29 protein-coding genes and 1 tRNA gene are annotated in these 26,172 nt (G+C 48.7%); 10 read left to right on the top strand and 20 right to left on the bottom strand.

Annotated features, from left to right (window positions below; all coding sequences use genetic code 11):
• Position 1 precedes the first annotated feature (1 nt).
• A complete protein-coding gene (locus tag AR688_RS02235) occupies positions 2–1,309 on the bottom strand; it encodes an N-acetylmuramoyl-L-alanine amidase (protein ID WP_068228479.1) in 1,308 nt (435 codons plus the stop codon).
• A complete protein-coding gene (tsaE, locus tag AR688_RS02230) occupies positions 1,296–1,811 on the bottom strand; it encodes a tRNA (adenosine(37)-N6)-threonylcarbamoyltransferase complex ATPase subunit type 1 TsaE (RefSeq protein ID WP_231731902.1) in 516 nt (171 codons plus the stop codon). Before tsaE ends, AR688_RS02235 begins: the two co-directional genes overlap by 14 nt.
• Before the next feature lie 135 nt (positions 1,812–1,946).
• On the opposite strand from tsaE, the gene queG reads away from it, so the two are divergent.
• On the top strand, positions 1,947–3,080 hold the full coding sequence (gene queG / locus AR688_RS02225; protein WP_068228476.1) for a tRNA epoxyqueuosine(34) reductase QueG: 1,134 nt from the start codon (positions 1,947–1,949) through the stop codon (positions 3,078–3,080).
• Here queG and AR688_RS02220 read toward each other — a convergent pair.
• The 3 genes from AR688_RS02220 to orn all read right to left on the bottom strand — a co-directional run bounded on the left by AR688_RS02220 (position 3,049) and on the right by orn (position 4,043).
• The gene (locus AR688_RS02220; protein ID WP_082694695.1) at positions 3,049–3,255 is read right to left on the bottom strand and encodes a DUF1289 domain-containing protein; all 207 of its coding nucleotides are present in this window, start codon (positions 3,253–3,255) and stop codon (positions 3,049–3,051) included. The two genes, queG and AR688_RS02220, sit on opposite strands and share 32 nt — an antisense overlap.
• Positions 3,256–3,349: 94 nt before the next feature.
• A tRNA-Gly gene (locus AR688_RS02215) sits at positions 3,350–3,425 on the bottom strand.
• Positions 3,426–3,491: 66 nt separating this feature from the next.
• Entirely contained in the window at positions 3,492–4,043 is a 552-nt protein-coding gene (orn, locus tag AR688_RS02210; protein ID WP_068228469.1) for an oligoribonuclease, read from the bottom strand.
• A gap of 111 nt (positions 4,044–4,154) precedes the next feature.
• Here orn and rsgA point away from each other — a divergent pair, with 111 nt between their 5' ends.
• The 3 genes from rsgA (at position 4,155) to AR688_RS02195 (ending at position 7,021) form a co-directional block, all read left to right on the top strand.
• Positions 4,155–5,189 carry a small ribosomal subunit biogenesis GTPase RsgA gene (gene rsgA / locus AR688_RS02205; RefSeq protein ID WP_068228467.1) on the top strand — a complete coding sequence of 345 codons (1,035 nt, stop codon included), beginning with the start codon at positions 4,155–4,157 and terminating at the stop codon, positions 5,187–5,189.
• Positions 5,190–5,207: 18 nt separating this feature from the next.
• Positions 5,208–6,068, top strand: coding sequence for an archaetidylserine decarboxylase (asd, locus tag AR688_RS02200; RefSeq protein ID WP_068228463.1), 861 nt, complete (start codon positions 5,208–5,210; stop codon positions 6,066–6,068).
• A gap of 251 nt (positions 6,069–6,319) precedes the next feature.
• Complete coding sequence (locus AR688_RS02195; RefSeq protein ID WP_068228462.1) at positions 6,320–7,021, top strand: glycerophosphodiester phosphodiesterase; 702 nt, start codon at positions 6,320–6,322, stop codon at positions 7,019–7,021.
• A 53-nt stretch (positions 7,022–7,074) separates the two neighbouring features.
• Here the strand turns inward: AR688_RS02195 and AR688_RS02190 are convergent, their stop codons facing one another.
• On the bottom strand, positions 7,075–7,536 hold the full coding sequence (locus AR688_RS02190; protein WP_231731895.1) for a MerC domain-containing protein: 462 nt from the start codon (positions 7,534–7,536) through the stop codon (positions 7,075–7,077).
• A 100-nt stretch (positions 7,537–7,636) separates the two neighbouring features.
• Here AR688_RS02190 and priC point away from each other — a divergent pair, with 100 nt between their 5' ends.
• Entirely contained in the window at positions 7,637–7,945 is a 309-nt protein-coding gene (gene priC / locus AR688_RS02185; protein ID WP_068228458.1) for a primosomal replication protein PriC, read from the top strand.
• A gap of 76 nt (positions 7,946–8,021) precedes the next feature.
• On the opposite strand, the gene AR688_RS02180 is transcribed toward priC, so the two are convergent.
• The 3 genes from AR688_RS02180 to AR688_RS02170 form a co-directional block, all read right to left on the bottom strand.
• Positions 8,022–8,558, bottom strand: coding sequence for a DUF3016 domain-containing protein (locus tag AR688_RS02180; protein WP_068228455.1), 537 nt, complete (start codon positions 8,556–8,558; stop codon positions 8,022–8,024).
• 221 nt (positions 8,559–8,779) lie between these two features.
• The gene (gene groL, locus AR688_RS02175; protein WP_068228454.1) at positions 8,780–10,417 is read right to left on the bottom strand and encodes a chaperonin GroEL; all 1,638 of its coding nucleotides are present in this window, start codon (positions 10,415–10,417) and stop codon (positions 8,780–8,782) included.
• A gap of 48 nt (positions 10,418–10,465) precedes the next feature.
• Positions 10,466–10,756, bottom strand: coding sequence for a co-chaperone GroES (locus tag AR688_RS02170; RefSeq protein WP_068228453.1), 291 nt, complete (start codon positions 10,754–10,756; stop codon positions 10,466–10,468).
• 306 nt (positions 10,757–11,062) lie between these two features.
• Here AR688_RS02170 and AR688_RS02165 point away from each other — a divergent pair, with 306 nt between their 5' ends.
• The 5 genes from AR688_RS02165 to prmA all read left to right on the top strand — a co-directional run bounded on the left by AR688_RS02165 (position 11,063) and on the right by prmA (position 16,314).
• Positions 11,063–12,835 carry a protein-disulfide reductase DsbD gene (locus AR688_RS02165; protein ID WP_068228451.1) on the top strand — a complete coding sequence of 591 codons (1,773 nt, stop codon included), beginning with the start codon at positions 11,063–11,065 and terminating at the stop codon, positions 12,833–12,835.
• A 220-nt stretch (positions 12,836–13,055) separates the two neighbouring features.
• A complete protein-coding gene (gene aroQ, locus AR688_RS02160; protein WP_068228448.1) occupies positions 13,056–13,511 on the top strand; it encodes a type II 3-dehydroquinate dehydratase in 456 nt (151 codons plus the stop codon).
• Positions 13,512–13,533: 22 nt separating this feature from the next.
• A complete protein-coding gene (gene accB / locus AR688_RS02155; protein ID WP_068228445.1) occupies positions 13,534–13,989 on the top strand; it encodes an acetyl-CoA carboxylase biotin carboxyl carrier protein in 456 nt (151 codons plus the stop codon).
• Positions 13,990–14,005: 16 nt separating this feature from the next.
• Positions 14,006–15,349 carry an acetyl-CoA carboxylase biotin carboxylase subunit gene (gene accC / locus AR688_RS02150; RefSeq protein ID WP_068228440.1) on the top strand — a complete coding sequence of 448 codons (1,344 nt, stop codon included), beginning with the start codon at positions 14,006–14,008 and terminating at the stop codon, positions 15,347–15,349.
• 80 nt (positions 15,350–15,429) lie between these two features.
• On the top strand, positions 15,430–16,314 hold the full coding sequence (gene prmA / locus AR688_RS02145) for a 50S ribosomal protein L11 methyltransferase (RefSeq protein WP_068228438.1): 885 nt from the start codon (positions 15,430–15,432) through the stop codon (positions 16,312–16,314).
• Between the two features lie 3 nt (positions 16,315–16,317).
• Here prmA and lepB read toward each other — a convergent pair whose 3' ends face one another.
• The 11 genes from lepB to AR688_RS02095 form a co-directional block, all read right to left on the bottom strand.
• On the bottom strand, positions 16,318–17,007 hold the full coding sequence (lepB, locus tag AR688_RS02140) for a signal peptidase I (RefSeq protein ID WP_231731894.1): 690 nt from the start codon (positions 17,005–17,007) through the stop codon (positions 16,318–16,320).
• Between the two features lie 153 nt (positions 17,008–17,160).
• Positions 17,161–17,742, bottom strand: a complete 582-nt coding sequence (locus AR688_RS02135) for an outer membrane beta-barrel protein (protein WP_068228436.1) — start codon at positions 17,740–17,742, stop codon at positions 17,161–17,163.
• 283 nt (positions 17,743–18,025) lie between these two features.
• Entirely contained in the window at positions 18,026–20,002 is a 1,977-nt protein-coding gene (locus tag AR688_RS02130) for a response regulator (protein ID WP_068228433.1), read from the bottom strand.
• The gene (locus AR688_RS02125; RefSeq protein ID WP_068228432.1) at positions 19,995–20,456 is read right to left on the bottom strand and encodes a response regulator; all 462 of its coding nucleotides are present in this window, start codon (positions 20,454–20,456) and stop codon (positions 19,995–19,997) included. The genes AR688_RS02130 and AR688_RS02125 overlap by 8 nt, the downstream gene beginning before the upstream one ends.
• Positions 20,456–21,940, bottom strand: a complete 1,485-nt coding sequence (locus tag AR688_RS02120; protein ID WP_068228430.1) for a sensor histidine kinase — start codon at positions 21,938–21,940, stop codon at positions 20,456–20,458. Before AR688_RS02120 ends, AR688_RS02125 begins: the two co-directional genes overlap by 1 nt.
• 22 nt (positions 21,941–21,962) lie before the next feature.
• Positions 21,963–22,172 (bottom strand): histidine kinase dimerization/phospho-acceptor domain-containing protein, encoded by a 210-nt coding sequence (locus tag AR688_RS02115; RefSeq protein ID WP_068228428.1) that lies wholly within the window; start codon positions 22,170–22,172, stop codon positions 21,963–21,965.
• A 20-nt stretch (positions 22,173–22,192) separates the two neighbouring features.
• Positions 22,193–23,527 carry a sigma-54-dependent transcriptional regulator gene (locus AR688_RS02110; protein ID WP_068228426.1) on the bottom strand — a complete coding sequence of 445 codons (1,335 nt, stop codon included), beginning with the start codon at positions 23,525–23,527 and terminating at the stop codon, positions 22,193–22,195.
• Between the two features lie 211 nt (positions 23,528–23,738).
• Positions 23,739–24,188 (bottom strand): ATPase, encoded by a 450-nt coding sequence (locus tag AR688_RS02105; protein ID WP_068228423.1) that lies wholly within the window; start codon positions 24,186–24,188, stop codon positions 23,739–23,741.
• A 16-nt stretch (positions 24,189–24,204) separates the two neighbouring features.
• Positions 24,205–24,579 carry a VOC family protein gene (locus tag AR688_RS02100; protein WP_068228421.1) on the bottom strand — a complete coding sequence of 125 codons (375 nt, stop codon included), beginning with the start codon at positions 24,577–24,579 and terminating at the stop codon, positions 24,205–24,207.
• A gap of 265 nt (positions 24,580–24,844) precedes the next feature.
• Entirely contained in the window at positions 24,845–25,003 is a 159-nt protein-coding gene (locus tag AR688_RS20090; RefSeq protein ID WP_156420193.1) for a hypothetical protein, read from the bottom strand.
• A 217-nt stretch (positions 25,004–25,220) separates the two neighbouring features.
• Positions 25,221–26,150: a LysR family transcriptional regulator gene (locus AR688_RS02095; protein ID WP_068228419.1), complete on the bottom strand. Its 930-nt coding sequence runs from the start codon at positions 26,148–26,150 to the stop codon at positions 25,221–25,223.
• Between the last annotated feature and the right edge of the window lie 22 nt (positions 26,151–26,172).

The raw sequence follows: 26,172 nt of genomic DNA, 5'->3' as shown, positions 1-26,172 counted from the left end.
GTTAGGGGATCCGCAGTGTCTGGCCAACGCGGATGCTGTCAGTGGTAAGTTGATTAAGGTTGCGTAACTCATCAATAGACACATTGTAGCGCTGCGCCAGCAACGACAAAGACTCGCCTGCACTGACCCGGTGTTCACGGGCGCGCTGCTGAGCAAACAAAGAATCCGCTGGCGGTGATTTCTCAAAGTGCCGTTTTAGCGCGCTGAACAAAGATTGCGCCAGTTTGGTTTGATGCGTAGCTGAGCGTAATTGCCGCTCTTCCTGTGGGTTAGAAATAAAACCAACTTCCACCAGAATGGACGGAATATCCGGAGCCTTAAGCACACCAAGGCTGGCAGCCTGCGGCTCTTTTTTATGCAAATGCGCAACTTTATCCAGCTCTTGCAACACTTCACCGGCAACCTGATAGGCGGTTACCATCGAGTGGTTCATTGATAAATCCAGCACCGTTTGCGCCAGATAACGTTCATTGGCAGAATCTTTAATAATCTCGGCCACACCGCCCAGCAGTTCAGAGTGCCGTTCTGTCTGCTCCAGCATACGCCCCACTTCGGTTGTAGCGCGACGCAAAGACAATACCCAGACGGAAGCACCGCGTGGCTGCGGCGTGGTAAATGCATCAGCATGAATAGAAACCAGCAGATCGGCTTGTTGGCCACGGGCAATTTCGGTACGGCGGTTAACGTGAATATAGTAATCGTTAGTGCGCACCATCATGGCTTTCATACCCGGCTGACGGTCGATTAGCTGCGCCAATTGCTTCGCAATAGGCAAGGTGATGTTTTTTTCATAAAAACCACTGGGGCCTATTGAACCCGGGTCCTCACCGCCGTGGCCTGCGTCTATTGCAATAACAATGTCGCGTGCGGCCCGTATTGCTGGTGGAGGTAAATTCTGTGCTGGCTGGTCGTCCGGTAAATCTACCACTAAACGGTGACCGTATGGTGGTGTGGGTGACAAAGCAAACACGTTGGCTTTGGTCGATTTGGCTAAATCCAGCACGATGCGCATACTATTGGCATCACCACTGCTACGGATAGCTTTAATTAACGGCGACTCTCCTGACACTGCCGGTAAATTGCTTCCACCTTTAATATTACTCAGGTCAATAACCAGCCTATCCGGTTTATCCAGCGTGAAATATTTGTGATCCGGAGCACCAGATAAGTCGAATACCACCCGGGTATTGTCCGGCGATGGCCAAATTCTTACACCCTGCACCTGATTAGCGGCTACGCCAGCGACGCTGAACAATGCCAGCAGCAACAGCAATAAAACGTGTAACGTATTGTAATTATTCGTTTTCATTATTTAGTGCATTCAGCATTTTGGCTCCGGCTGGGGTATTAGCGCTTATCCTTACCCGCCGTTGCTCTTGTTCGAATAATAAGTGTATGTCCAGATCCGCCACAGGTAAATAACCCATGCCCTGCAGAGGCCATTCAATCAGGCATATACTGTCGCTGCGAAAATAATCGCGGATGCCCATAAACTCCAGCTCTTCAGCATCACGTAAACGGTACAGATCAAAATGAAACACCGTTAAGTTTTCCAACTGGTAAGGCTCAACCAGAGTATAAGTTGGGCTTTTAACCGTCCCTTTATGGCCAAGAGCATGCAGCAGCCCCCGGCTGAAAGTCGTTTTGCCTGCCCCTAAATCACCATGCAGAAATAAGGTGTGCCCGCCTGAAACCAGAGTTGCCATACGCGATGCTAACGCTAATGTTGCTTGTTCATCCTTTAACACACTTTCAAATTGCTGCACTGGCATTTTCTCTGTTGTCGCATAAAAACCGCACCATGTTAACAAATTAGTTGCCTGCTGGGCCAGCAAAACCGCTTGTCGCGACTATGACTTAATCTGCTACTACCAAGTTCCCGCCCGGCTAGGCGCAACAGCCCATTTTATGCTAAATTGCGCTGTGTTTTCTTACCGGCTTTTTGCATGACAACAGATTATGCCGCACTGGCATTGCAGATAAAACGCTGGGCGCAGGAACTGGGCTTTGCGCAGCTAGGTATAACCGGGGTTTCCTTGCCGGATGCTGAACGGCAACTGCAAAAATGGCTGGATGCAGGCTATCACGGCGAAATGGATTATATGGCCAGCCACGGTATGCTGCGGGCAAGGCCGGCAGAACTGGTGCCCGGCACGTTGCGGGTACTTAGTGTACGGATGAACTATTTACCCAAAGGCGCAGGTTTTGCCACTAACCTGGCCGACCCTACTCAGGCTTATATCAGCCGCTATGCTCTGGGGCGTGACTACCATAAGCTGATCCGCAACCGGCTTAAACACCTGGGCGAACGTATTAATCAGCATGTGGCTGAGTTGGGCTATCGGCCTTTTACCGATTCAGCCCCCATTCTAGAGCGGCCACTGGCCCAACAAGCCGGGCTTGGCTGGATAGGCAAACATAGCTTGTTGCTAAATCAGGAGGCTGGCTCATGGTTTTTTCTCGGTGAGCTGCTGGTTAACTTGCCTTTACCCATCGATACGCCACATGAAGGTGATTGCGTTAGCTGTGTTGCCTGCATCACCAGTTGCCCCACCGGCGCAATTGTTGAACCCTACGTGGTCGATGCCCGCCGCTGTATTTCTTATCTGACTATTGAACTTAAAGGCGCGATTCCGGAAGAATTCCGCTCACTGCTGGGCAACCGTATATACGGTTGTGACGACTGTCAGTTGGTCTGCCCGGAAAACCGCGCCGCGCCGCTCAGTATTGAAGGCGACTTTCAGCGTCGGCCTCAGTGGCAAAGCCAAAGCCTGCTCAGTTTATTTGTCTGGCAGGAAGATGAATTTTTAAGCCATACCGAAGGTAGCGCTATCCGCCGTATTGGTTATGAACGCTGGCAACGCAACATTGCTGTAGCACTGGGCAACGCGCCTTATCAGGCTGACATTGTGCAGGCATTAAGCGCTAAGCTTGATAGCGCCAGCGAATTGGTAGCAGAACATATTCACTGGGCATTAGCACAACAAAAGCGTAAAAGCTGGCAGGCAGAATCACTCTTACCGCGCAGCACTGAGCGTTTAGTCAGGATTATTCAGAAGGGTCTGCCGCGGGATGCTTGAGTGCATATAACTGTTGGCGCTGTGTCAGACGCTGTGCAGCCAGCTCCAGGATCGTATCACGCCGTATACTGTCTGCACTGTGCCACTCTATAATTTCGTTTAATAACCGGCCGCACCCCAGACAGCAATCATGCTGATCCAGGCAACAGTTACGCACGCAGGGCGATTCAGACATAACAGCCAGATGATAAGCTAAACAAGCACTCACTATATCGCAGAAAACAAAAAACCGCACTGTGCTTGCGCAAGGTGCGGTTTTTCATCGAATTTGGAGCGAGTAACGAGGTTCGAACTCGTGACCTCGACCTTGGCAAGGTCGCGCTCTACCAGCTGAGCTATACTCGCATCAACTGACGTTGTTACGTCGTGATGGCGCGCATTTTACAAAATCAGTTAGCTTATGCAAGCACTTTATTGCGGTAATTTGAAAAAATGCTCGCGATAGGTTACTAATTCAGCAATTGACTCACGAATATCATCCAGTGCCAGATGGCTGCCAGCTTTTTGTACTTTCTTCAGCACCTCCGGGTGCCAACGCCGTGCCAGCTCTTTGACTGTACTGACATCCAGATTACGGTAATGAAAAAACGCTTCCAGTGTTGGCGCATACTCTGCCAGAAAGCGTCGGTCCTGCCCTATGCTGTTACCACACATTGGCGATTTACCTGCCGCCACATACTGGCGTAAAAACGCGATGGTTTGTTGTTCAGCATCTGCCAGGGTGGTTGTACTTGCCCGGCAACGCGCCGTTAAACCGCTTTTACCGTGTTGCTCAACACACCAGGCGCTCATATTATCCAGCACATCATCCGGTTGTTTAATGGCAAATACCGGCCCTTCAGCCAGGATATTCAACTGGCTGTCGGTCACTATGGTGGCCATTTCCAGAATGACATCGGTTTTTGGCTCCAGGCCAGTCATTTCCAAATCAAGCCAAATCAGATTATTGTCATTTACACTCATCAAAAACCCTTACACTCGTTGCTGCTTTGTTCATTAACAGATTGCAGGTATCATACACGCCCTAAGCTTAGCAGTAATAGCATCCTTTACATCAGAGCGATAAAAGCAGCAGTGACAAAGAAAAAACATCTTACCCAGCGCCAGCAGCAACGTATTGCCGACAATGCCAGCAAACGGTTGCGCGCGCCAAAAAATAAAGGTGTCGAATCAGTTGATGACGACAGCTTTGCCGCCACCGAAACCGGCCTGATATTAAGCCGTTTTGGCCAGCATGCTGATGTCGAAGACACCAACGGTGCCGTGGTGCGCTGTAATATGCGCCGCTCTGTTGCCTCTTTGGTTACCGGTGATCGCGTAGTGTGGCGCCGCTCTTTGCAACCCACTGGTGGCATTGATGGCGTAATAGATGCGGTAGAAGAGCGTAGCTCTGTGCTGCTGCGGCCGGATTTTTACGACGGCTTAAAACCGGTGGCCGCCAATATTGATTTAATGATTATCGTCTCTGCTATTTTACCTGCGCTATCGCTCAATATTATTGACCGCTATCTTGTGGCAGCAGAGATCACCGGCATTAAACCGCTGCTGGTGATTAACAAAGCCGATTTGCTCAGCGCTGATGAGTTTATTGCTACAGAGCAGCAACTGGCATTGTACCAACAGCTGGGGTATAACTTTTTACTGGTCAGCGCCAAAAGTTGTGTGGGTATGGCGCAATTGCTCAGTTACCTGCACAGCGGCACCAGCATCTTTGTTGGCCAGTCTGGCGTGGGTAAATCGTCGTTAATGAACAACTTAATGCCAGGTCTTGAAGCGTTAACTCAGGAAGTATCGACCAACTCCGGCCTGGGCCAGCACACCACTACAGTGTCACGCTTGTATCATTTGCCTGATGGCGGCGATTTAATCGACTCGCCCGGTATTCGTGAATTTGCGCTGTGGCATTTAACAGCAGAAGAAGTTACCCGCGGCTTTACTGAATTTACCCCCTGGCTTGGGCGCTGTAAATTCCGTGACTGCAAGCATATTTCCGACCCCGGCTGCGCTATTCAGCATGCAGTAGAAACCGGAGACATCAGTCAGGAACGCTATGACAGCTATTTAAAAATCCTTGCCAGTATGGCGCAGGACAAACCGAATCACTTTTAACTTTATACAGAGAACATAATGGATAATTTAAAAATTACCCTGCAATATTTGTTGCCTAAACACTTAATTTCGCGCCTTGTTGGCAAACTAGCGGCGGCAAAACTGGGCTGGTTTAGCCACTTTTTAATTAACCGTTTTATTAAAGCCTACGGCATTAATATGGCGGAAGCTAAGTTTGAACAAGCTAAAGACTACGCCAGTTTTAATGAGTTTTTTACCCGGCCATTAAAAGATGGCGTCCGCCCGCTGGCCACAGAGGCTAATATTGTTGCGCATCCGGTAGATGGCACTATCAGTCAGCTTGGGCCTATCGTTGATGGCAAACTTATTCAGGCAAAAAACCACAATTATTCGCTACAGGCTCTGTTAGGCGGGGATAGCGCCACGGCATTGCCGTTTCAAAACGGCCATTTTGCGACTGTTTATCTGGCACCAAAAGATTATCACCGTATTCATATGCCTGTTCGGGGCACTTTGCGCCAGATGATTTACGTACCAGGAGAACTCTTCTCCGTTAACCCATTAACCGCAGAGTGCGTAAAGGATTTATTTGCGCTGAACGAGCGCGTAGTCACCATTTTTGACACTGAACTTGGCCCTATGGCACTGGTATTGGTGGGTGCAACGATAGTAGCCAGTATTGAAACGGTTTGGGCTGGCACGGTAACGCCACCGGCGGGTAAAAATGTGTTTCGCTGGAGCTATCCGGCACATGGTAAAAATGCCATTACGCTGGAAAAAGGTGCCGAGATGGGCCGCTTTAAACTGGGCTCAACAATAGTGCTGGCTTTCCCGGCGAATAAACTACAGTTTTTAGCCGATCAGCAACCAGGCACCGTTACCCGCATGGGTGCGCCTTTTGCTAATACAGCAATTTAAAGCTAATCTTCAGCTACGGCGCTTCGAAAACGTGAATGCGCCGTATATTTTTTCTGCAACACGCCGTGAACCCATCCATGGGGGCTCGATTATAAACTTCATCCATGAAGTTTATCCTACGGACCAGCGCAGCTGTTCAAATTCGCTCCAGGCGAATTTGTCAGCATCCTGGCCTGCAACGGTCGCCGAAAAAAATACTCTGCATTCACTTCTGCCAGTTTTATCCCTAACTCTTCTGAACAGGACCGAACATGCAAATCATCGCCCATCGTGGTGCCAGTGGTGAATACCCGGAAAACACCCTGTTGGCTATTGGCCAAGCCATAGCCCAAGGTGCTGACGCTATAGAAATAGACGTATTCGCTGTACGAGGCGAGTTAATTGTTATTCATGATCATCACTTAACCCGCACCACTAACGGCACAGGCAGTATCTATCAATACTCTGTAGAGCAACTGATGCAACTGGACGCAGGCCGGGGTGAGCGCATTCCTACGCTATGGCAGGTATTACAGTTACTGCAAAATACCAGGCTGTGGCTAAACATTGAATTAAAAGGCGAAAACACCGTAGCACCGCTGCTGGCCTTGCTGGATAAAGCCAAGCAAGAGCTACAGTTTGACAGCCAGCGGCTGCTTGTCTCATCTTTTAACCACCATTTACTCGCCGCTCTTAAACTGGCGCGGCCAGAGCTAAAGCTGGGAGCACTTACTGCCAGCCTGCCACTGGATTACGCCGCTTTTGCAAAGCAATTGCAAGCGCTCTCGGTAAACTGCGATGTCAGCTTTATTAATCAGGCTTTTGTTGATGATGCTAAAGCGCGCGGTTTAAAAGTGTATGTGTATACCGTGGATCAAGCTGATGATATTGCCCGCATGCAGCAATACGGCGTAGACGGCATTTTCAGCAATTTCCCTGCCAGAAGCCGACAGCAGTTGGCAGAAAAACGCTAACGCTACAAAGCAAAAATCCCGCCGTAGCGGGATTTTTTTATACATTTTGATACCTAGTGATCATGACAGCTTTTGCAGCTATTACACAAGCGCATATTCATCACATGCGCCAACACCACCAAGGATGCACCCACGATCAAAACAGCGTGTTCATATTCATGGCCCCATACATCCCGTTGCCAATATATAAACACACCTAAAAACAATGAATAAAACGGGTATAGCTTGCGGTGATAACGATGAAAACCAATAAACAAAGCAATAAAGCCAAGCACTATAGTAACCAGCAACATCACGCGCTCAAAAGCATGATTATGGCCAACGCTGAGGCCCAGTAACGGTAAAACCGGCAGAATGATCGGCAGCATAATGCAGTGAATGGCGCAAAGCGACGTCACTGTAATACCTACTTTATCAAATACGTTTCTTACTGTTGCTAACACGTGGCTTACTCTGACAGCTGAAAATAAAGAAACGAGATAATATAACAAAACGTTTGCTAAAGAAATGCCCACTGAAAAAAATACCTGCTAAAACGGGCTTTCACTGCAAGGCTGCTGAAGCTGCGCCGGGCTTATGGCATAATGGCGCCACTTTTTTCAGCTAAGCCGTATTATGGATACTTTACTTAATCAACTCGATGACAACTTAAAAGAGCTGTACCGCAAAGCGCTGGACGCCGATGCCCTGCTGGATAACCTGCAGCAGCAAGGTCATGCTAAACACCAGCGTATTTTTGCCGACAATAAGCTATTTAAGGCCTCCAGCAACCGCTTTATGCCTTATCTGGCAGAAACAGCTGAACAGGTTGCTGCTATGCGACAAAGCCAGCAGTTTAATACAGCAACATTACAGCGCGTAGTGCAGCAACTAAAGCAGCTGCACACTACGCTGGCTGAATTTCGCACTCTGGTAGCAAAGTAAAATCACCACGCTTACAAGGTAAACGCCAGCTTAGCTGTACCGGTATTTATCGCAGTAAAGCCGGTGTAGCCTGAACTCAGTTTGTGCTTACCTTGGGTAGCGCTAACGCGTACTGCTCAACTTTAGGCTGTAATTCTTTGCTAAACCAGTTACTCAGCATCTGCTTTTCATAGCGAAACTCTTCGTTGTCATTGGCTGAACGTAACGACTGCATAAAGCCCATATCACGCAGGCGCTCTTCACCACTGACAACCTCTTCACCGTGTTTATCCCGCAGCACATGGGTAAAACGGACAGCTGGTGAGTAAATATCTTTCACCACGCGTAAAGCATTGCCGGCACCACCAATAAAATAATCCACATCACCGGCCAAGTCGACGTCAGTTACTGTGACTTCCCATTTATAGCCTTCAGGTAACTGGGTGGCCATATCATTGAAAAAGCCATCAAACTTTTTAATCACTCTTTCGCGAAACGCTTTACGGTTGTCATTCGCCGGGCGAATATCGGTGAATTTTTCCGGATCTTGCCATTTGATCTGTACTTCACCTGCCTGCACAGCCCCCGTGCCAAGCACCATAGCTAAACTGCATAGTAATATTGTTGTACGCATAGTCCGTCTCCTGTACCTATGGCCAGCTTTAACCACTCTGGTTAGAGCTACCCGCCGCTAATAAGTTTACCTAACGCTATTCACTATAGCCTTGATCAGGGCCAGAATGCTGTAGCCTTTTGTATAAAAATGTAGCCAGCTGCTATAAAAGCCACACCGTAAAAAAGCAAAACCCCGGCATTAAGCCGGGGTTTTAGTGTAAGTGGGCACTTACATTTTTATCACATCATGCCGCCCATTCCACCCATGCCGCCCATATCAGGCATTGCAGGAGAATCATTCTTTGGTAACTCAGTTACCATCGCTTCGGTGGTAATCATCAGTGAGCCAACAGAGGCAGCAAACTGCAGAGCTGAACGTGTTACTTTGGTTGGGTCCAGAATACCCATTTCCAGCATATCGCCGTACTCGCCGCTGGCAGCGTTATAACCGTAGTTACCCGTGCCTGATTTCACCTGGTTAACCACTACTGATGGCTCGTCACCGGCGTTATCAACGATTTGACGCAGTGGCGATTCCATTGCGCGCAGCGCAATTTTAATACCGTGGTTCTGATCTTCGTTAGCACCGCGCAGGTCAACCAGTTTGGCTGCTACACGTACCAGTGCTACACCACCGCCAGGCACAACGCCTTCTTCTACTGCTGCACGGGTTGCGTGCAGAGCATCTTCAACGCGGTGTTTTTTCTCTTTCATTTCAATTTCAGTAGCTGCGCCAACTTTGATCACCGCCACACCGCCAGCCAGTTTGGCTAAGCGCTCTTGCAGTTTCTCTTTGTCGTAGTCTGACGTTGCTTCTTCGATTTGCTGACGAATTTGCTTTACACGGCCATCAATAACGCTTTGCTCACCGGCGCCATCAATAATAGTGGTGTTGTCTTTAGTGATCACCACGCGCTTAGCAGTACCTAATTCTTCCAGGCCGGCTTTTTCCAGCTCCATACCAATTTCTTCAGAAATTACGGTACCGCCGGTTAAGGTAGCAATATCTTGCAGCATGGCTTTACGACGATCGCCAAAGCCCGGAGCTTTAACAGCAGAGATTTTCACGATACCACGCATGTTGTTTACGACCAGCGTTGCTAACGCTTCGCCTTCAACATCTTCAGCAACAATCAGCAATGGCTTGCCTGATTTAGCCACGCCTTCCAGCACTGGCAGCAATTCGCGGATGTTAGAAATTTTCTTATCCACAGTCAGGATGTACGGGTTGTCCAGTTCTACCTGGCCAGCTTCCTGGTTGTTGATGAAATAAGGAGACAGGTAGCCGCGGTCAAACTGCATACCTTCAACCACGTCCAGCTCGTTGGCTAAACCCTGGCCTTCTTCAACAGTGATCACGCCTTCTTTGCCTACTTTGTCCATCGCGCTGGCAATGATCTGGCCGATTTCGTCATCAGAGTTAGCAGAAATAGTACCTACCTGAGCAATAGCTTTGCTGTCGGCACAAGGCTGCGACAGTAACTTTAACTCAGCTACCGCAGCGATAACCGCTTTGTCGATACCGCGTTTTAAATCCATCGGGTTCATACCAGCAGCAACGGCTTTAACACCTTCATTGATGATATTTTGTGCCAGCACTGTTGCAGTGGTAGTACCGTCACCGGCTTCGTCATTGGCTTTAGAAGCAACTTCTTTCACCATCTGCGCGCCCATATTTTCGAACTTGTCTTCCAGCTCGATTTCTTTGGCTACAGATACACCGTCTTTGGTGATCATCGGTGCACCGAACGACTTATCCAGAATTACGTGGCGGCCCTTCGGCCCCAGCGTTACGCGCACGGCGTTCGCTAAAATATTGACGCCTTTAAGCATCTTGTTACGGGCTTCATCGCCAAAACGTACGTCTTTTGCTGCCATTTTCTTAATCCTTAAATTCAGTTAATCGTTGTAAGGTTTACAGGAAAATTAATCCAGAATTACACCTAAGATATTGTCTTCTTTGGTGATCACGTATTCCTGACCATCAATTTTTTCTGTGCGCTCTACATAAGCACCAAACAGCACCTTGTCACCAACTTTAACGTCTAGTGGCTTAACATCGCCGTTATCCAATACGCGGCCCAAGCCAACTGCAACCACTTCACCACGGGTAGATTTTTCCGCTGAAGCGCCCGTTAATACGATGCCACCAGCTGATTTGCTTTCAGCTTCTAAACGTTTGATGATGACACGATCATGTAATGGACGAATATTCATGCTCTATCTCCTAAAGCTATTTTGTGTTTTAACATGGGTGTTAAATTGTCTGCCCGGTATATGGGGCACTACGGAAAAAAATCCAAGGGGTAAAGCGAAAATTTCTTAATTACTGCTTAAGGCAAACAGATTAAATTTACCGCTATTGAAATAAACCCGCCCCGCCGCAGGTCTGTACTGAGGTGATGATTCTGAGGTGATGGTGGTCGCATTGATAAAGCCACCCTGCGGCTATCAGCGTATAGTAAGCTCATGTTAGTGTAATACGATAACAACGCTATGGCGTTTAAGAGGAAGTATAAGCTGATGTATAACGTGTTTTTTCTGCCATTTTTACTCTGGTTTGTTCTGCTGGCACCGGCTGCTGCTCAGCAAAACTCGGTGCTCAACAGCCTGCTCAATACTAATGATAGTTTTTTGCCGGTAGAGCAGGCATTCGAGTTTGATTTTGTGCAAAAGCAAAATGAGCTGATTGTCAGCTGGACGATCGCCGATGGCTATTATCTGTATAAAGATAAAATAAAACTGGGCGGTATTGCTGTCAGTTTTTCTCACCCCAGCTACCCGGCCAGCATGCAGATAGAAGACGAGTTTTTCGGCGTGTCAGAGGTGTATTTTCATCAGTTAACCCTGCGTATTCCGTTAACAGATATCAGCGAAGATGCGGTATTTAAAATTCAATATATGGGCTGTGCCGAAGCCGGTTTATGCTACCCGCCGGTAACCAAAGAGCTGCCACTCATTCCTCTTAACACCGATCAAGACACAGCAGCTAACCCAGGCAGCGCAACTAACCAGAGCACAGTTCCGGTATCCAGCCAGAATACACTGGCAGCAAAGCTTAGCGATGGCGCAGGTTTAGCCACACTGGCTGGTTTCTTTTTGCTGGGTTTGGGTCTGGCGTTTACACCGTGCGTGTTTCCAATGTACCCCATTTTAACCAGCATTATTGTCGGCCAGGGCAAGCAATTATCTAACAAACGCGCCTTTACGCTGTCATTTTCTTATGTGCAGGGTATGGCTATTACCTATTCGGCATTAGGGTTAGTAGTAGCCAGTTTAGGTGTGCGGTTTCAGGGCTATATGCAGCACCCGGCGGTATTAATTGTTGCCAGTATCATTTTTGTGCTGCTGGCACTGGCGATGTTCGGTGTATTTAATCTGACATTGCCGTCCAGCTGGCAGGAAAAAATCAGCAAAGTCAGCAATAACCAACAAGGTGGCTCGCACAAAGGTGCCTTTACCATGGGCGCGCTGTCTGGCCTTATCGCCTCACCCTGCACCACGGCACCGTTATCGGCGGCGCTGCTGTATGTAGCCCAAAGCGGTGACTTACTGCTGGGCGCGGTTACGTTGTATATCTTAAGTTTGGGTATGGGCCTGCCGCTGCTTATTCTGGGTAGCTCCGGCGGTAAACTGCTGCCTAAAGCCGGAAACTGGATGAATGCGGTAAAAGCCACGTTCGGCTTCCTGCTGTTGGCGGTACCGCTTATTTTGCTGGAGCGGATGCTGCCGTTCAGTTATATCCTGGCTATCGGTTCTTTGCTGTTACTTAGCTTTATTATTTACCTGTACCGCATGATGTTCAGCCTGCAAAACAACAGCGCCAAAGCGGTTATTTTAATACTGGCTCAATTACTGCTTAGCGCAGCACTATACCTGAACCTGAAACATTGGTGGCCGGCTACAGAACAAACAGCCGCAGTTACCCAGCAACAACAGGCAGGTTTTGAACTGGTGAGCTCACTGGAAGAGCTGCAGCAAAAAATTGCTGCCAGCGAAGGACGCTACACCCTGGTAGATTTGTATGCTGAGTGGTGTATTGCCTGCAAAGAGTTTGAGCATTTAACCTTTCCCAAAGCCGAAGTGCAGGCACAAATGCAGAAGATGCAGCTGATTAAAGTAGACGTAACCAAGATGACCCGCAAAGATCAGGCACTACTGGATAATTATCAGGTGCTGGGCTTACCTACCCTGCTATTTTTCAGCCCGCAGGGTGAAGAACTCAGCACTGCCCGGGTGACCGGTTTTATGAACGCAACCGACTTTGCCGCCCATCTGACACAACTGCAACAGTAACTTCAGAGCGGCGCTTTTAACCGGCGCCGCCTACTGCCACCGGCTTTCTGGCTGATAAGACCAGTATTTTGCTGCCATTTGTCACGATTTCACTATAATAAGGCGCTATTGTTAGGCCAACGGCGCTGCTTGCAACAGAATTCTGGCAAACAGATGCAATTAGTCGTTAGCTTTGGCAAGATAGGGCCGGATCAAAACAATTAGCGGGAATAACGCACAAATGGCGGCAACTTATCGAATTTTAGTGTTGAATGGTCCTAACCTGAATATGCTGGGTGTGCGCGAGCCGACAGTATATGGCAGTGCCACCTTGCAGGATATTATTACCGGTCTGACGGAACAGGCAGCGGCAAAAGGTGTCGAATTGGCACATTTACAAACGAATGCCGAGCACGAACTGGTGACTGCTATTCAACAAAGCCTGGGCAAGCAAGATTATATTCTGATTAATCCCGGTGCTTTTACCCATACCAGTATTGCTATTCGTGACGCACTGCTGGCGGTGGCCATTCCTTTTATTGAAGTGCATTTGTCTAATGTGCACGCGCGCGAAAGTTTTCGCCGGCACTCATATTTATCTGATATCGCCAAAGGGGTGATCTGTGGCCTTGGTGCCAAAGGTTACCTCTACGCACTTGATGCGGCGTTAGCAGCGTTACAAACAACCAAACAGTAATAACTAATCAGGCTAAAAAGACATGGATATTAGAAAGATTAAAAAATTGATCGAGCTGTTAGAAGAATCTGGCATTAACGAGCTTGAAATCACCGAAGGTGAGGAGTCGGTACGCATTAGCCGTAACGGCCCTACCCCGCAATATGCACCTATGCAGCACTATGCTCCGGCGCCACAATACGCCCCGGCACCTGCTCCGGCTGCCGCTGCACCAGCAGCTGTGGAAGCACCCAAGGCTGCCAGTGGCCATCTTATGAAATCGCCAATGGTCGGTTCTTTCTACCGCGCAGCATCGCCAACAGCGAAAGCCTTTGTTGAAGTAGGCCAAAGCGTTAAAGTTGGCGATACTTTATGTATTGTTGAAGCGATGAAAATGATGAACCAGATCCAGTCTGACAAGGCCGGTGTGATCAAAGAAATTCTGGTAGAAAACGGCGAGCCGGTTGAATTCGACCAGCCACTCTTTGTGATTGAATAACGCAAAAGGCAGACTGATGCTAGAAAAAGTACTGATTGCCAACCGCGGCGAAATTGCACTGCGTATCTTGCGCGCGTGTAAAGAGCTGGGCATTAAAACGGTGGCCGTGCACTCTACGGTAGACCGTAATTTAAAACATGTGCTGCTGGCCGATGAAACCATTTGTATTGGCCCGGCGGCATCCACGCAAAGCTATTTAAATATACCGGCGCTGATTGCTGCCGCTGAAGTTACCAATGCCCAGGCTATTCACCCTGGCTACGGCTTTTTAGCCGAGCGCGCTGATTTTGCCCAACAGGTAGAAGAAAGCGGCCTGGTGTTTATTGGCCCGCACCCGGACTCTATCCGCTTAATGGGCGATAAAGTATCCGCGATTGAAGCAATGAAAAAAGCCGGTGTACCTTGTGTACCGGGCTCTGACGGCGCTGTCGGCGACGATCCGGCCACTAATATGGTTATTGCCAAGCGTATTGGCTACCCGATCATTGTTAAAGCCGCTGGCGGCGGTGGTGGCCGCGGTATGCGCGTGGTGCGCAGCGAAGAAGAACTGGTCAGCTCTATCGAGATGACCAAAGCCGAAGCTAAAGCCGCTTTTGGTAACGATATGGTGTACATGGAGAAATTCCTGGAAAACCCACGCCATATTGAAATTCAGGTTTTAGCTGATGGCCAGGGCAACGCTATTCACTTAGGTGAACGTGATTGCTCTATGCAGCGTCGCCACCAAAAAGTGGTAGAAGAAGCACCGGCACCGGGCATTACGCCGGAACTACGCGCCTTTATCGGCGGCCGTTGTGTTGATGCATGTAAGGTAATGAATTACCGCGGTGCCGGTACTTTTGAATTCCTGTTTGAAAACGGCGAGTTCTTCTTTATTGAAATGAACACCCGTATTCAGGTAGAGCACCCTGTTACCGAGATGATCACCGGCGTTGACCTGATTAAAGAGCAATTGCGCATTGCCTCTGGCATGCCAATGACACTTAAGCAGGAAGATATTGTTATTCGCGGCCATGCCGTAGAGTGCCGTATCAACGCTGAAGATCCGGTTAGCTTTATCCCGTCACCGGGTAAAATTACCCGCTTCCATCCGGCCGGCGGTAATGGTATCCGCTGGGATTCCCATATTTACGCTGATTACACCGTACCGCCTAACTATGACTCTATGGTAGGTAAGCTGATCACCTACGGTGAAACCCGCGATATCGCTATTGCCCGGATGCGTAACGCACTGGACGAACTGCTGGTAGACGGCATTAAAACCAACATCCCACTGCATAAAGACATTATGCGTGATGCGGGCTTCTGTAAAGGTGGTACTAATATCCACTATTTAGAGAAGAAGCTGGGTATTAAGTAAGCCTGAGCTTACACAGATTAAAGGCCGCTTTTGCGGCCTTTTTGCTATAATGCGGCAAATTTTTATAAGCGAGACTAATTATGCCCTGGATCCAACTGCGCGTGAGTACCAATGAAGAAAAAGCCGAACAAGTCAGCGATATGCTGATGGGCTGGGGCGCTCAGGCCGTTAGTTTTGTCGACGCACAGGACACCCCGATTTACGAACCAATGCCAGGCGAAGTGATTTACTGGACCAATACCGTGGTAGTTGGCCTGTTTGACGCTGAGCACCCGATGGATAAGGTAGTAAAGCAGCTGGAGCAGGTGTCATTTTTTAAAGACGGTGTCGATTACAAGCTGGAGCAGTTAGAAGATAAAGACTGGGAACGCGAGTGGATGGATAACTTTCACCCGATTAAATTTGGCACCAGGCTTTGGGTATGCCCCAGCTGGCGTGATATCCCGGACCCGACAGCAGTAAACGTAATGTTAGACCCGGGCCTGGCCTTTGGCACCGGCACCCACCCTACTACTGCGCTATGTATGCAGTGGCTGGACGCCACCATAGAACCACAGCAAACCGTAGTTGATTTTGGCTGTGGCTCCGGAATTTTGGGCATCGCAGCGTTAAAGCTGGGCGCCAAACGGGTGATTGGTGTCGACATTGACCCACAGGCAATAGAAGCCAGCACAGCTAACGCCAGACGTAATAATGTCGAAGGCCAGATAGAGCTGTATTTACCTAAAGATCAGCCAAGTGATTTTCAGGCTGATGTTGTAGTAGCCAATATCCTCGCCGGGCCGTTGGCCGAATTAAAACAAGTGATAAGCAGCTACGTAAAACCCGGTGGTAAACTGGCCCTGTCAGGCATCTTAGAAAGCCAGGCACAAAGTGTGATTGACGCTTACAGTGACGAGTTCAGCTTTGACCCCATCGCCATGCAGGAAGAATGGGTGCGCCTGAGCGCACGCAAGCACGGTTAACAGCTAAAGCGCCGCAAAAAAACGCTCGCTGCGCGGCAAGTAGTAGTTATCATAGTCCAGCGAAAACAACACCTTGCCAGCACGACCGACAATTTCATTGCGTGGCACAAAGCCGATTACACGCGAGTCGGCACTGTTATCGCGGTTATCGCCCAATACCAGATAGTGGCCGGCAGGTACTTTTACGGCGTTAAAACTGTCGCGGCCAGTAGCAAAGGAGGCCAGCTTTACCGTATGGGTAATATTGCCCAGTTGTTCGCTTAGCAGCTGGCTGCCCTCGTCAGAGCCTGAATACGCCTTTACCGCAACATCCGGCTGGTTATACACCAGTTGCTCGCCATTAATACTCAGCACGTTGTGTTGCATCGCCACGACATCGCCCGGAACACCGATAACACGTTTTACCAGCCGGTTGCCGGCAGCTTCAGACAGAAAAATAACTATATCACCGCGCTGTGGATCAGCGCGCTTTATCAGCGACACTGTGGTAAAGGGCAGGCGTAAATCATAGGCCATTTTATTAACCAGAATACGATCGCCAATCTCAATCGTTGGCTGCATCGAGCCCGATGGCACATCATTCCAATCGGCTACCGCACTTCTGAAGACAAACATTAAACTTAAAAACACCAGTATGCCGCGGTTATCACGCCACAGCTGTAATACTTTACCCATCGCCTGACTGCGCCCCATTCCCTGACTCCGCTAAATTACTAAATAAGTATAAACCTACTGTCAGACCTATGGCCGAAAACAAAGTTCAGCCATGCTAATCAGGCTAAGTCCCAAATGCAGACAGCCGGGCTGTTATACCCGGCTGTGCTGATTTTAATCAGTGCGACCAGCTTAAAAGGTGTACTGAATACCGATACTGGCGTAATCCACTTTAGTGTCAAAGTTATCAATCTCGGCCAGGATACCAATTTCATCACGGTCAAATTCTACATCAAAGCGGGTGTAATCCAGACGCAGATCCAGGTTCTGCGTCAGTGCAAAGGATACCCCTACACCATAAAATATATCTGAACCGTCAACATCGTCGCTGTCATCAGTGGCATTAATGTCAGCTTTCCACCAGACATTACCGCCCTGCGCATACACAGTAAAACGCTCTGTCACCGGTAAGCCGGCTTTTAACGCCAGAGTGTACCCATCTAAATCTGTGTTAAAAACGCTGTTGCCATAGTTACCAAAATCGATATAGCCGCCCTCTAAAGACAGCATCTGATTAAACTGGGCGCCGACAAAGTACCGGCTGGCGTTATCTTCATCGTCAAAATCCTCATCATCACCGTCCACTTTCAGCAAGCCATAAGCGGCGCCAACGTAGATACCCATGTGATCAATATCGTCTTCTGGTGTAACAGCATAAGCCGAGGTAGCGATAAGAGAAGATGCAGTTAATATAGCTAAAAATGACTTTTTCATAATAGACTCCGTTAAGTCAGCTAGTAGTAATCGGCACTTTGGCCTTAGTTCGCTGTAACGGTTACAAGCTTTGTACCACTTTTGAAAATAAAAATAAGACATTAAAAATCAAATACTTAAGCTATGATGATTTTTCCGGGCCGATTTTAAGCCGTTATAAAATTGTAATACTAACATCGCAATGTGCAGAATTTACAATGTTTAAATGGCAAATTCAGGGTAGAGACCGAAATTAATAGACTGATTTATATACAAATAATAAACATCACTCCCTGAAGAAACCTTAACGGCACATTAACACCAGGTTATTTAGTGCCTGTTTAGTGATAGGTTTTAACAGGCTGTGCTGGGCGATAGCACTGCCAGATGCAGCAACATCATGCTCATGTCCACTTACCACAATCACAATATTGTCAGGATAGTTATGCTCAATCCGCTCGATAAGCTGCAGTCCATCACTATCTGGCAGCCCCAGATCAAGCAAAATTCTGTCAAACCGGTGCAGTAAGGCCAGTTCGCGCATACACTCTTCTGCGCTGTGTGCCAGTGTGGTTTTCACCCCCAGGCTTTCTAATAATATCTGCATTAATTGTGCAGCTTCAGTATCATCCTCTACCACCAGAAAATGCAGCGGCAGACTATCTGCTGCGCTGTTGTCTACCGATGCAGCATTGCCCGTTAAATAACAGCGTAATGCACGGTACAGCTGATTCTTCGTGATCGGTTTGGACAGCACGTCGTTAAAACCCAACGCCGTTAGCTGCTGGCGGATCCCCTTCGCCATTGCTGCTGTAAGCGCGACCACAGGATACTGATAGCCCGTTTCACGGATAGCTACCGTCGCTTCTCTGCCACCCATGCCTGGCATGTGTAAATCCATCAGGATCAGATCGTAATAGCTGCCTGATGCTATTTTGTGTTTTACCTTTGCGAGCGCTTCGGCGCCGTTTTCAGCAAAGTCTACTGACGCGCCTGTAGCCTGGATCCAATGTGCAGACAGCTTGCGTAAGTCAGCCAAATCATCGACGATAAGCACTTCGCCTGTTAAAGCCAGCTTATTGTGTGCACCACCGGTATTACTAATTGACGGTTCCAGGCTCAATGGTTTGCGCTGGGTATCCGTTATATCGCCCGGGTCCAGCGAAAAGGTAAATACACTGCCCTTTCCCTCTTCAGAGGTCACATCAATGCTGCCCCCCATACGCTGAATAAGCTCGGAGGAAATAGCCAGCCCCAGGCCTGCGCCGCCTTTTTTCCGGGTAAGATAATCTTCTATCTGGGTAAAGGGCGCAAAAATATCTTTAAGTTGCCCCTGCGCAATACCCACGCCGGTATCGGTTATGCGGAACAACAACATCTCTTTTGCTGCGTCTTGCTGCGTCCACAGATCAACGGTGATACTGCCGGCATCAGTAAATTTGATAGCGTTGTAAATCAAATTTATCAATACCTGGCGTAAGCGCGTGCCATCGACAGTAATAAGCACCGGTAACGGAGTTAACGAATTAATGGTTAAATCCAGGCCGTTATCAATAGCGGTAACTTTAAGCAGGGTATAAATATCCAGCATCAGGTGGCGTAAACTGGTAGGCTCAGGCCGTAATTCCAGCTTATTTGCCGTAATTCTGGACAGATCGAGAATATCGTTTAACAAGCTCAGCAAATGCTTGCCATTATTCAGGATGATATTCAGCTCTGGCCATGCGTCTTCGGTATGGTTTGATTCAAGCAGTAACTCGGTGTAGCCCAAAATTGAAGACAACGGCGTTCTGAGCTCGTGGCTAAGGTGGGCTAAAAACCGATCTTTTGACCGGTTATCCGCTTCAAGGCGAAGCCGGTTTAAACGTTCCAGTTCAAATTCCCGGCGGCTTAATGCATAGCGTATTGCTCTGGCAAACCTTGCTTCACTCAGTTCGCTTTTTACTAAAAAGTCTGCCGCACCGTATTCCAGTGCCTGTAAATCAAGCTGCTTATCCGGTTGGCCGGTAAGCATAATAATGGGCGTAGATATGCCACTGTCTACTGCCTGTTTTAACAATGATAAACCGGTTTCAGCGCCTAGCTGGTAATCCAGCAGACAGACATCAAAGTTGCCTTCGGTTAGCTTTTGCAATCCTTCGAGTGAGTTTGTTACCCACGTCAGTTGGCTGTCAAACGAGGTTAAGTCTTCCAGATGACTACGGGTAATGATGTAGTCATCTTCATCGTCTTCTACCAGAAGGATTTTTGCCTGTATAACCGGCTTTAACTGTTTAGTCATTGTCTTGCGCAGGTAGCTCAACAAACTCTACCCAATACTTACCAAGGGTGCGCATTAGCTCTACCAAGCCATCAAAGTTCACCGGCTTGGTGATATACGACGCCGCGCCTAAATTATAACCCCGCACCATGTCTTCTTCTTGTTTTGACGTGGTAAGAATAACGATAGGAATACCCCGCAAATTATCGTCATTTTTAATATTATGCAGTGCTTCACGGCCATCCATCCGTGGCATATTTAAATCGAGTAATATCAGGCTGGGCCGCGGACAGGGTACGCCGGTGGCATACTTACCTTCTTTGCGCAGATATTCCAGTAACTCTACGCCGTCTTCGACACAATACAATGAGTTAAGCACCCGGCTTTCGCGCAGTGCATCTTGTGTTAGTAATCGATCATCTTCATCATCATCAGCCATTAAAATAGTAATTGGCCGTGTCTTGGTAAGTGGCATTATTCAGTTTCTCCCCTGCTGCCAAACGGTGTGCCGTCGGCAGGCAAAATTAATGTAAAAGTGGCGCCAACACCCGGCTCACCCGATGCGTAAATTAACCCTCTGTGTCTTTCTACAATCCGCCGGCATACCGCCAGACCAATGCCGGTTCCTTTATATTCCGAACGCCCATGCAGGCGTTGAAACGGTGTAAAAATTTTCTCGGCATACTCTATTGCAAAGCCGATGCCGTTGTCTGTTAGCGTTATTACATGCCAATCCGGGCAAATGGCCTGCTGCATAATATTAGGCTGGTGCACTGCAGCAGTAATAGTAATAACCGGTGTTCTGTCCGGTAGGCGGAACTTCAGCGAATTTGATAACAGATTAAGAAACAACTGACTAAGCTGACTGCTATCGGCCTGTATGACCGGTAAATTCTCTATATTGATTTGGGCGTTACTTTCCTGAACTGCAATTTCAAGATCGTCCAGTGCGTAATTAACAACGTCAGTTAAATTGGTGGGTACAAAATCCCGGCCGCGGGTATTGATGCGGGAGAAATCCAGCAAATCGTTGATTAATAGTGACATTCTTTGCGCAGCGTTACGCATGCGTTTCATATAGTCCAGGCCTTTCTCGCCCAGCTCCTGACTAAATGACGCCTCCAGGCGATCACCAAAGGCCTGAATTTTCCGCAACGGCTCCTGTAAGTCATGGGATGCAACAAAGGCAAAATCCTCCAGCTCCCGGTTGCTTCGGCTTAATTCCTCCGAATACAAGCGTAACTCCTGTGTGCGCTCTTCCACTTTCAGCGCTAGTTCCTCGTTCTTGCTTTCCAGTGCAGCCAGATACTTTCGCTCTTTCTTTACATTAATAGATGACAGGATCAACATCAGTATCACCAGCACACTGCTTAATATGCCAGATAAAATAAAGTTAAGCTGGGCGTCGTCCCGCCCTTTAGTCAGGCGCAGAAATAAGCTTTGCCGGTAGGATTGCTCTACCTGGCGGGTGATATCAAATAATGCCCGGAACTCCAGATAAATGTTCTTGCCGCGGTCAGTTTTTAGTAATCTGAGCGCCAGCGCATCTTTATTTTGCTGTGCCAGCCCGACTATTTCAGTTAGCTCAGCAATTTTGGCGTCTGCTAACCGGATAATCTCATTGATGCGCAGTTGCTGCTCCGGTATCTCAGACTCAATAGCCTGAACTTCAGTAATTTGCGCTTTTACCTGGCTTAATGCCGCCTGATAGGGTTCCAGATAGATAATATTATCTGTCAGTAGGTAGCCACGCTGGCCAGATTCGGCCGACAATACCGACAAATGCAAATCATCAAGTTTGACAATATTATCCCCGGTGTTGGTCAGGCTGGTTTGCGTAGCGGTTAACTCTTTAATCGAACTGATTGCCAGATAAGCATTGAAGCCAATCAGGCACATCATCACCGCCCCCAGTAAAAACCAGCTGGTACGGGCACTGTTTAACAGATTGCCTGACATCTATGCTTCCCTTTTAATTGCGTCACGCTGATGGATCTGACAAGTTTTCCAGTAACTGACTACAGTCCTGGCAGGACTGCAGTATTTTATCCACAGCTTCAATCGCTTTTTGCGGCGGCAAATTGTTTTCCAGTACCAGCTTAATTAACTCCGCCTGCATCGAGATCCGATTCAGCGGCTTGCGAATATCATGTACTTGCTTAGCTAACTCAGCCACTTTTGCGTCAGACATTATATTCTCCCAGTTAATAACTAGCTAAATTCCCCTAAGCCACCATAGGCACTTAACCGGTTGTACAAGGTTTTCACACTTACCCCCAACATATCGGCAGCCATAGCTTTGTTTCCGCTAACTTTTTTCAATGTCAGGTAAATTAACTCTCTCTCGACTTCATCAATGGTTTTGCCCGCAGTCAGGCCGGTTTTTTCTTTCTGTACGGCAGAAAAAGGAGATGCAAACGAGGCGGGTAATTCAATTTCATCCTTGGCAGGATCACTCATAATGTAAGCGCGGTGCACAGTGTGGCGCAGCTCTCTGACGTTACCCGGCCAGTCAAAGCTGGCCAGCCGCTGCAGCTGTGCGTTGCTAAATTGGTAGTTTGTGCCATTCTCGTCATTTAAGCTGGCTAAAAACGCTTTCGCTAACAGCGGGATATCTGCAGCACGCTCTCTGAGCGGAGGAATTTCAATCGGGAATACCGCCAGACGAAAATAAATATCTTCACGCAGAATATTTTTACCGGCAATATCTTCCAGGCTTCGGTTAGTCGCCGATACTACCCGGCAATCTACAGCAATTTCTTTACTGCCACCTACCCGCACGATTTTTTTCGTCTCTAATACCCGCAATAAGTGCGGTTGCATATCGAGCGGCATTTCGGTCACTTCATCTAAAAATAATGTGCCACCTTGAGCGCGCTCAAAAACACCGGTTTTTTGCGCAACGGCACCGGTAAAGGCGCCTTTTTCATGGCCAAACAGCTCGCTACTGATCAGCTCTTTCGATAAACCACCACAGTTTGTGGCAACTAAGGCACCAGCTGTCTTGCTGGCATAATGAATGGCTGAGGCAACCAGTTCCTTACCAACACCACTTTCGCCCAACAACATCACGTTAGCATTCGATGCAGCGACACGCTCAATCATGGTGTACAGCGCTTGCATCGGCGCAGATTCACCAATCAGACAACCAAAATGCAGCTCAGACTGAGCAGCAGAAGACTTTTTCGCTTTTTGCCTGGCCGGGTTAAGCACCCGTTCTAAACACTCACGCTGTATCGGCTTTAGCAAATAATCTACTTTGGGCCCACACAGCTCAGCAATAATGGATTTAACGGACGGGTGTCCGGTAATAAAGGTGACTTTGGGAACAGGAAACAGGTGCTGAACTCTATCCATCAAATGGATACCGCTGCCGTCTGGCAGCATAAAGTCGAGCAGAATATGGTCAAAACTATTGTGCTCAAGCCACTCATTCGCTTCGGCTAAACTGCCAGCGACAGACACGGTATGCCCCAGAAAATCTATAATGTGGGAGGCAACTTCGGTGAATTCGTGGTCATCATCTACAAGTAATATCGATAGCAAAGCTCAAATCTCATATCAGTCGATTAACAATTATCAGTTTCATGCACTATCAGGTGGCAATACACTGCAATAACACGCCAATACTAAGTGTTTAGCACCCAGCTGAATAGTGATTTATTAATTATTTGTTCAAATTTGCCTGTTATCGCTGATGTGAAAAAGTGCAATGCAATTGTGATTCTAAAGCACTACTTTAGCGCTAATTCAGCATTTAGCTTTGCTCACATAACAGCTTTAGTTTTTGCAGTGCCTTGGGCCAGGTATCCTGCATATATTGCTCATACTCGGGCGCAATATCCTGCTCTATGCTAACTTCTGTACCGCTTTCTACTACCAGAAACCGGTAGTTCTCGAACGCCGGTGCCCAGCTGGTTACCTGTTCGCTATCAAAATCATCTTGGCCATTAACGATAAAACCCAGGTGTTTAATCGAGATAAACTCCAGTGGTTTATGCTCAGCAATAGTCGCCACCATGCCATCACCGGAGGGCGATAAAAACCGTATGGTCTCCCCCTGCTGCCAGCTGCCTTTAAAATACGAGCCTTCGCAAAATGCCGACGTCCAGTTACGGTAACCAACGTCAGACAACATCCGCTGCCACACCGTTTGCACCGGCGCATTAATCACAATACTGAAGTGAAGTTGTTTTACATTACGCATTATCCGCTCTCCGCTGTTAGCGTTTTTCTTCCATCAGGCCAACCAGATTCGCATCCGGGTCACGCACAAACCCCAGCCACAGCTCATGATCCGGCATTTTCGCCGCCAATTGCGGCGCACGCTCCGGCGTAGCACCTTTAGCAACTATCGCCTCGTAGGTTGCACCGATATCCGCAACACTGAAATACACTACCGAATTAGCGCCCACTACACCAGCGCCCTGCGGCGTACTGAGCATCAGCCTGGTAGCGCCGGCCTGTAAAAACGCCAGCTGCGGTGAGGGTTGAAATAAAAACGGCAAACCTAAGATATCGCGATAAAAGCTCAGCGCAGTATCGACATCGCTGACCGTCAGCGCAATCTGGCCAATTTGGCCGCTTAATTCAGACATGATGTTCTCTCTGCCAAAAGCAAAATAACCTCAGCTGTTATAGCAAAAAGGCCAGCATTGCGCTGGCCTTTTTTATTTAGCTGGACGGGGTTACCCACTCGATTATAAATAACTGTAATTTTCTTTTATTTTTCAACAAACTGTAGACCACAGAAAGGGAGATGCCATGAAAAATGCCATGCGCGCTCCTTTATCACTAACGGCCTGAGGGAAAAACTGTGCGTTCGATATGGACGTTAGTCCGAGCAGCGTGGCGGAGTGAAGATCAGTCCTTGAACAAATGAGTTGCATGGGTGATGGCGCCGCCAGCGCGGTTCGCTGCCAGACGCTGGACGATCGATGCGCCGATAGACCTCGAGCCACCGATGACAACCGCGGCCTTGCCGCTCAGCGGGAGGGATCGGGAAGAGATTGCGTCAGTCATTCTTCACTCCATTTTCGTACCTAGTGCTTCTGTGGAGTGATATTTGTGCATTCCTTCCCTAAGCTATTAGCGGCACATCAGTTGGATCATATTCAAGCATCTGTTGAATATGGAATAATTGATAAGGTTCAGGTGCCGCGGTTTTCCAGAAGTCTGCAATTGTGCTTGCACCCGTATGACGGCGGAAGCGATCGAAGCTTGCAAGGACGCGTTGGCACTATATGAGGTTGCCTGCGAACCGGGTGCTGAGACGCTCGCGGCGGAAGTATTCAGTATAAAAATCAATGAAGGCGCGTGTCTTCAACGGCTGGAACACGCGGCTTGAATAGTAGAGCGAGATCGATCCGGCATCGGCATACCACTTCGGGAGGACACGTTCGAGCGCACCGCTTTCCAGATCCGGCAACACATCGGGCACAGCCAGCAACGCAATGCCGAGTCCCGCGATCGCCGCTTGCGCCATGGGGACGGCGTCGCTCATCACGATCGTCTCGTTGAGCAGCGCCTGCTCTTCGCGCCCCTGGGCGTCACGCATCATCCATTGCCTGATCCGACCCGAGTTCGAGGACCGCCTCAATATCCCCGCATGATCGACCAGATCGGCAGGACTTGTCGGTCGCCGACGCTCGTCAAAATAGCTGGGCGATGCGACCGCGATAACGTGCACCGGTGCCAGCGTCGTCGCAACGATGCCTGGACTGAGGTCGAAGCCACCACCGATCGCGGCGTCGAAGCCTTCCGCAATCAGGTCGACCCTGCGGCTATCGAAATGCCAGTCAGGCCTAACGCCCGGATAGCGCGCCAGAAAATCGGGCAATGCGGGAAGAACGTATCCCATGGCGAACGACAAACTCATGCTGACCTTCAGAACGCCGACAGCCTCACCCTTCGTTTGTGATGCCCCATCAATAGCCCCCTGAAGGTGGTTCAGGCTTTCTCCGATGCTTGCCAGAAAAGACTCCCCCGCTTCGGTCAATGTTAACTTCCGCGTCGAGCGGTGAAACAGCCGAATGCCGAGGTTCCGCTCCAGCATCGCAACATTGCGGCTGACGGCAGCCGGAGTGACCGAGAGACGCCGCGCAGCCCCGGAAAAGCTGCTTGCTTCTGCGCTTCGGACGAACGCCTCAAGGTTTGCAAGGGTTTCCATAATCACCAGCCTTCAAGTATTG

The organism is Rheinheimera sp. EpRS3 (assembly GCF_001513785.1).
GTDB lineage: Bacteria > Pseudomonadota > Gammaproteobacteria > Enterobacterales > Alteromonadaceae > Alishewanella.
Note: the sequence above shows the minus strand (reverse complement) of the source record. Positions and strands in the feature narration are given on the sequence as shown.

Excerpts from the sequence above, each read along its gene's own strand:
- AR688_RS02235 (WP_068228479.1), bottom strand. The coding sequence starts at position 1,309 with ATGAAAACGAATAATTACAATACGTTACACGTTTTATTGCTGTTGCTG.
- queG (WP_068228476.1), top strand. The coding sequence starts at position 1,947 with ATGACAACAGATTATGCCGCACTGGCATTGCAGATAAAACGCTGGGCG.
- AR688_RS02220 (WP_082694695.1), bottom strand. The coding sequence starts at position 3,255 with ATGTCTGAATCGCCCTGCGTGCGTAACTGTTGCCTGGATCAGCATGAT.
- orn (WP_068228469.1), bottom strand. The coding sequence starts at position 4,043 with ATGAGTGTAAATGACAATAATCTGATTTGGCTTGATTTGGAAATGACT.
- asd (WP_068228463.1), top strand. The coding sequence starts at position 5,208 with ATGGATAATTTAAAAATTACCCTGCAATATTTGTTGCCTAAACACTTA.
- AR688_RS02195 (WP_068228462.1), top strand. The coding sequence starts at position 6,320 with ATGCAAATCATCGCCCATCGTGGTGCCAGTGGTGAATACCCGGAAAAC.
- priC (WP_068228458.1), top strand. The coding sequence starts at position 7,637 with ATGGATACTTTACTTAATCAACTCGATGACAACTTAAAAGAGCTGTAC.
- AR688_RS02180 (WP_068228455.1), bottom strand. The coding sequence starts at position 8,558 with ATGCGTACAACAATATTACTATGCAGTTTAGCTATGGTGCTTGGCACG.
- groL (WP_068228454.1), bottom strand. The coding sequence starts at position 10,417 with ATGGCAGCAAAAGACGTACGTTTTGGCGATGAAGCCCGTAACAAGATG.
- AR688_RS02170 (WP_068228453.1), bottom strand. The coding sequence starts at position 10,756 with ATGAATATTCGTCCATTACATGATCGTGTCATCATCAAACGTTTAGAA.
- AR688_RS02165 (WP_068228451.1), top strand. The coding sequence starts at position 11,063 with ATGTATAACGTGTTTTTTCTGCCATTTTTACTCTGGTTTGTTCTGCTG.
- aroQ (WP_068228448.1), top strand. The coding sequence starts at position 13,056 with ATGGCGGCAACTTATCGAATTTTAGTGTTGAATGGTCCTAACCTGAAT.
- accB (WP_068228445.1), top strand. The coding sequence starts at position 13,534 with ATGGATATTAGAAAGATTAAAAAATTGATCGAGCTGTTAGAAGAATCT.
- accC (WP_068228440.1), top strand. The coding sequence starts at position 14,006 with ATGCTAGAAAAAGTACTGATTGCCAACCGCGGCGAAATTGCACTGCGT.
- prmA (WP_068228438.1), top strand. The coding sequence starts at position 15,430 with ATGCCCTGGATCCAACTGCGCGTGAGTACCAATGAAGAAAAAGCCGAA.
- lepB (WP_231731894.1), bottom strand. The coding sequence starts at position 17,007 with ATGGGGCGCAGTCAGGCGATGGGTAAAGTATTACAGCTGTGGCGTGAT.
- AR688_RS02135 (WP_068228436.1), bottom strand. The coding sequence starts at position 17,742 with ATGAAAAAGTCATTTTTAGCTATATTAACTGCATCTTCTCTTATCGCT.
- AR688_RS02130 (WP_068228433.1), bottom strand. The coding sequence starts at position 20,002 with ATGACTAAACAGTTAAAGCCGGTTATACAGGCAAAAATCCTTCTGGTA.
- AR688_RS02125 (WP_068228432.1), bottom strand. The coding sequence starts at position 20,456 with ATGCCACTTACCAAGACACGGCCAATTACTATTTTAATGGCTGATGAT.
- AR688_RS02120 (WP_068228430.1), bottom strand. The coding sequence starts at position 21,940 with ATGTCAGGCAATCTGTTAAACAGTGCCCGTACCAGCTGGTTTTTACTG.
- AR688_RS02115 (WP_068228428.1), bottom strand. The coding sequence starts at position 22,172 with ATGTCTGACGCAAAAGTGGCTGAGTTAGCTAAGCAAGTACATGATATT.
- AR688_RS02105 (WP_068228423.1), bottom strand. The coding sequence starts at position 24,188 with ATGCGTAATGTAAAACAACTTCACTTCAGTATTGTGATTAATGCGCCG.
- AR688_RS02100 (WP_068228421.1), bottom strand. The coding sequence starts at position 24,579 with ATGTCTGAATTAAGCGGCCAAATTGGCCAGATTGCGCTGACGGTCAGC.
- AR688_RS20090 (WP_156420193.1), bottom strand. The coding sequence starts at position 25,003 with ATGACTGACGCAATCTCTTCCCGATCCCTCCCGCTGAGCGGCAAGGCC.
- AR688_RS02095 (WP_068228419.1), bottom strand. The coding sequence starts at position 26,150 with ATGGAAACCCTTGCAAACCTTGAGGCGTTCGTCCGAAGCGCAGAAGCA.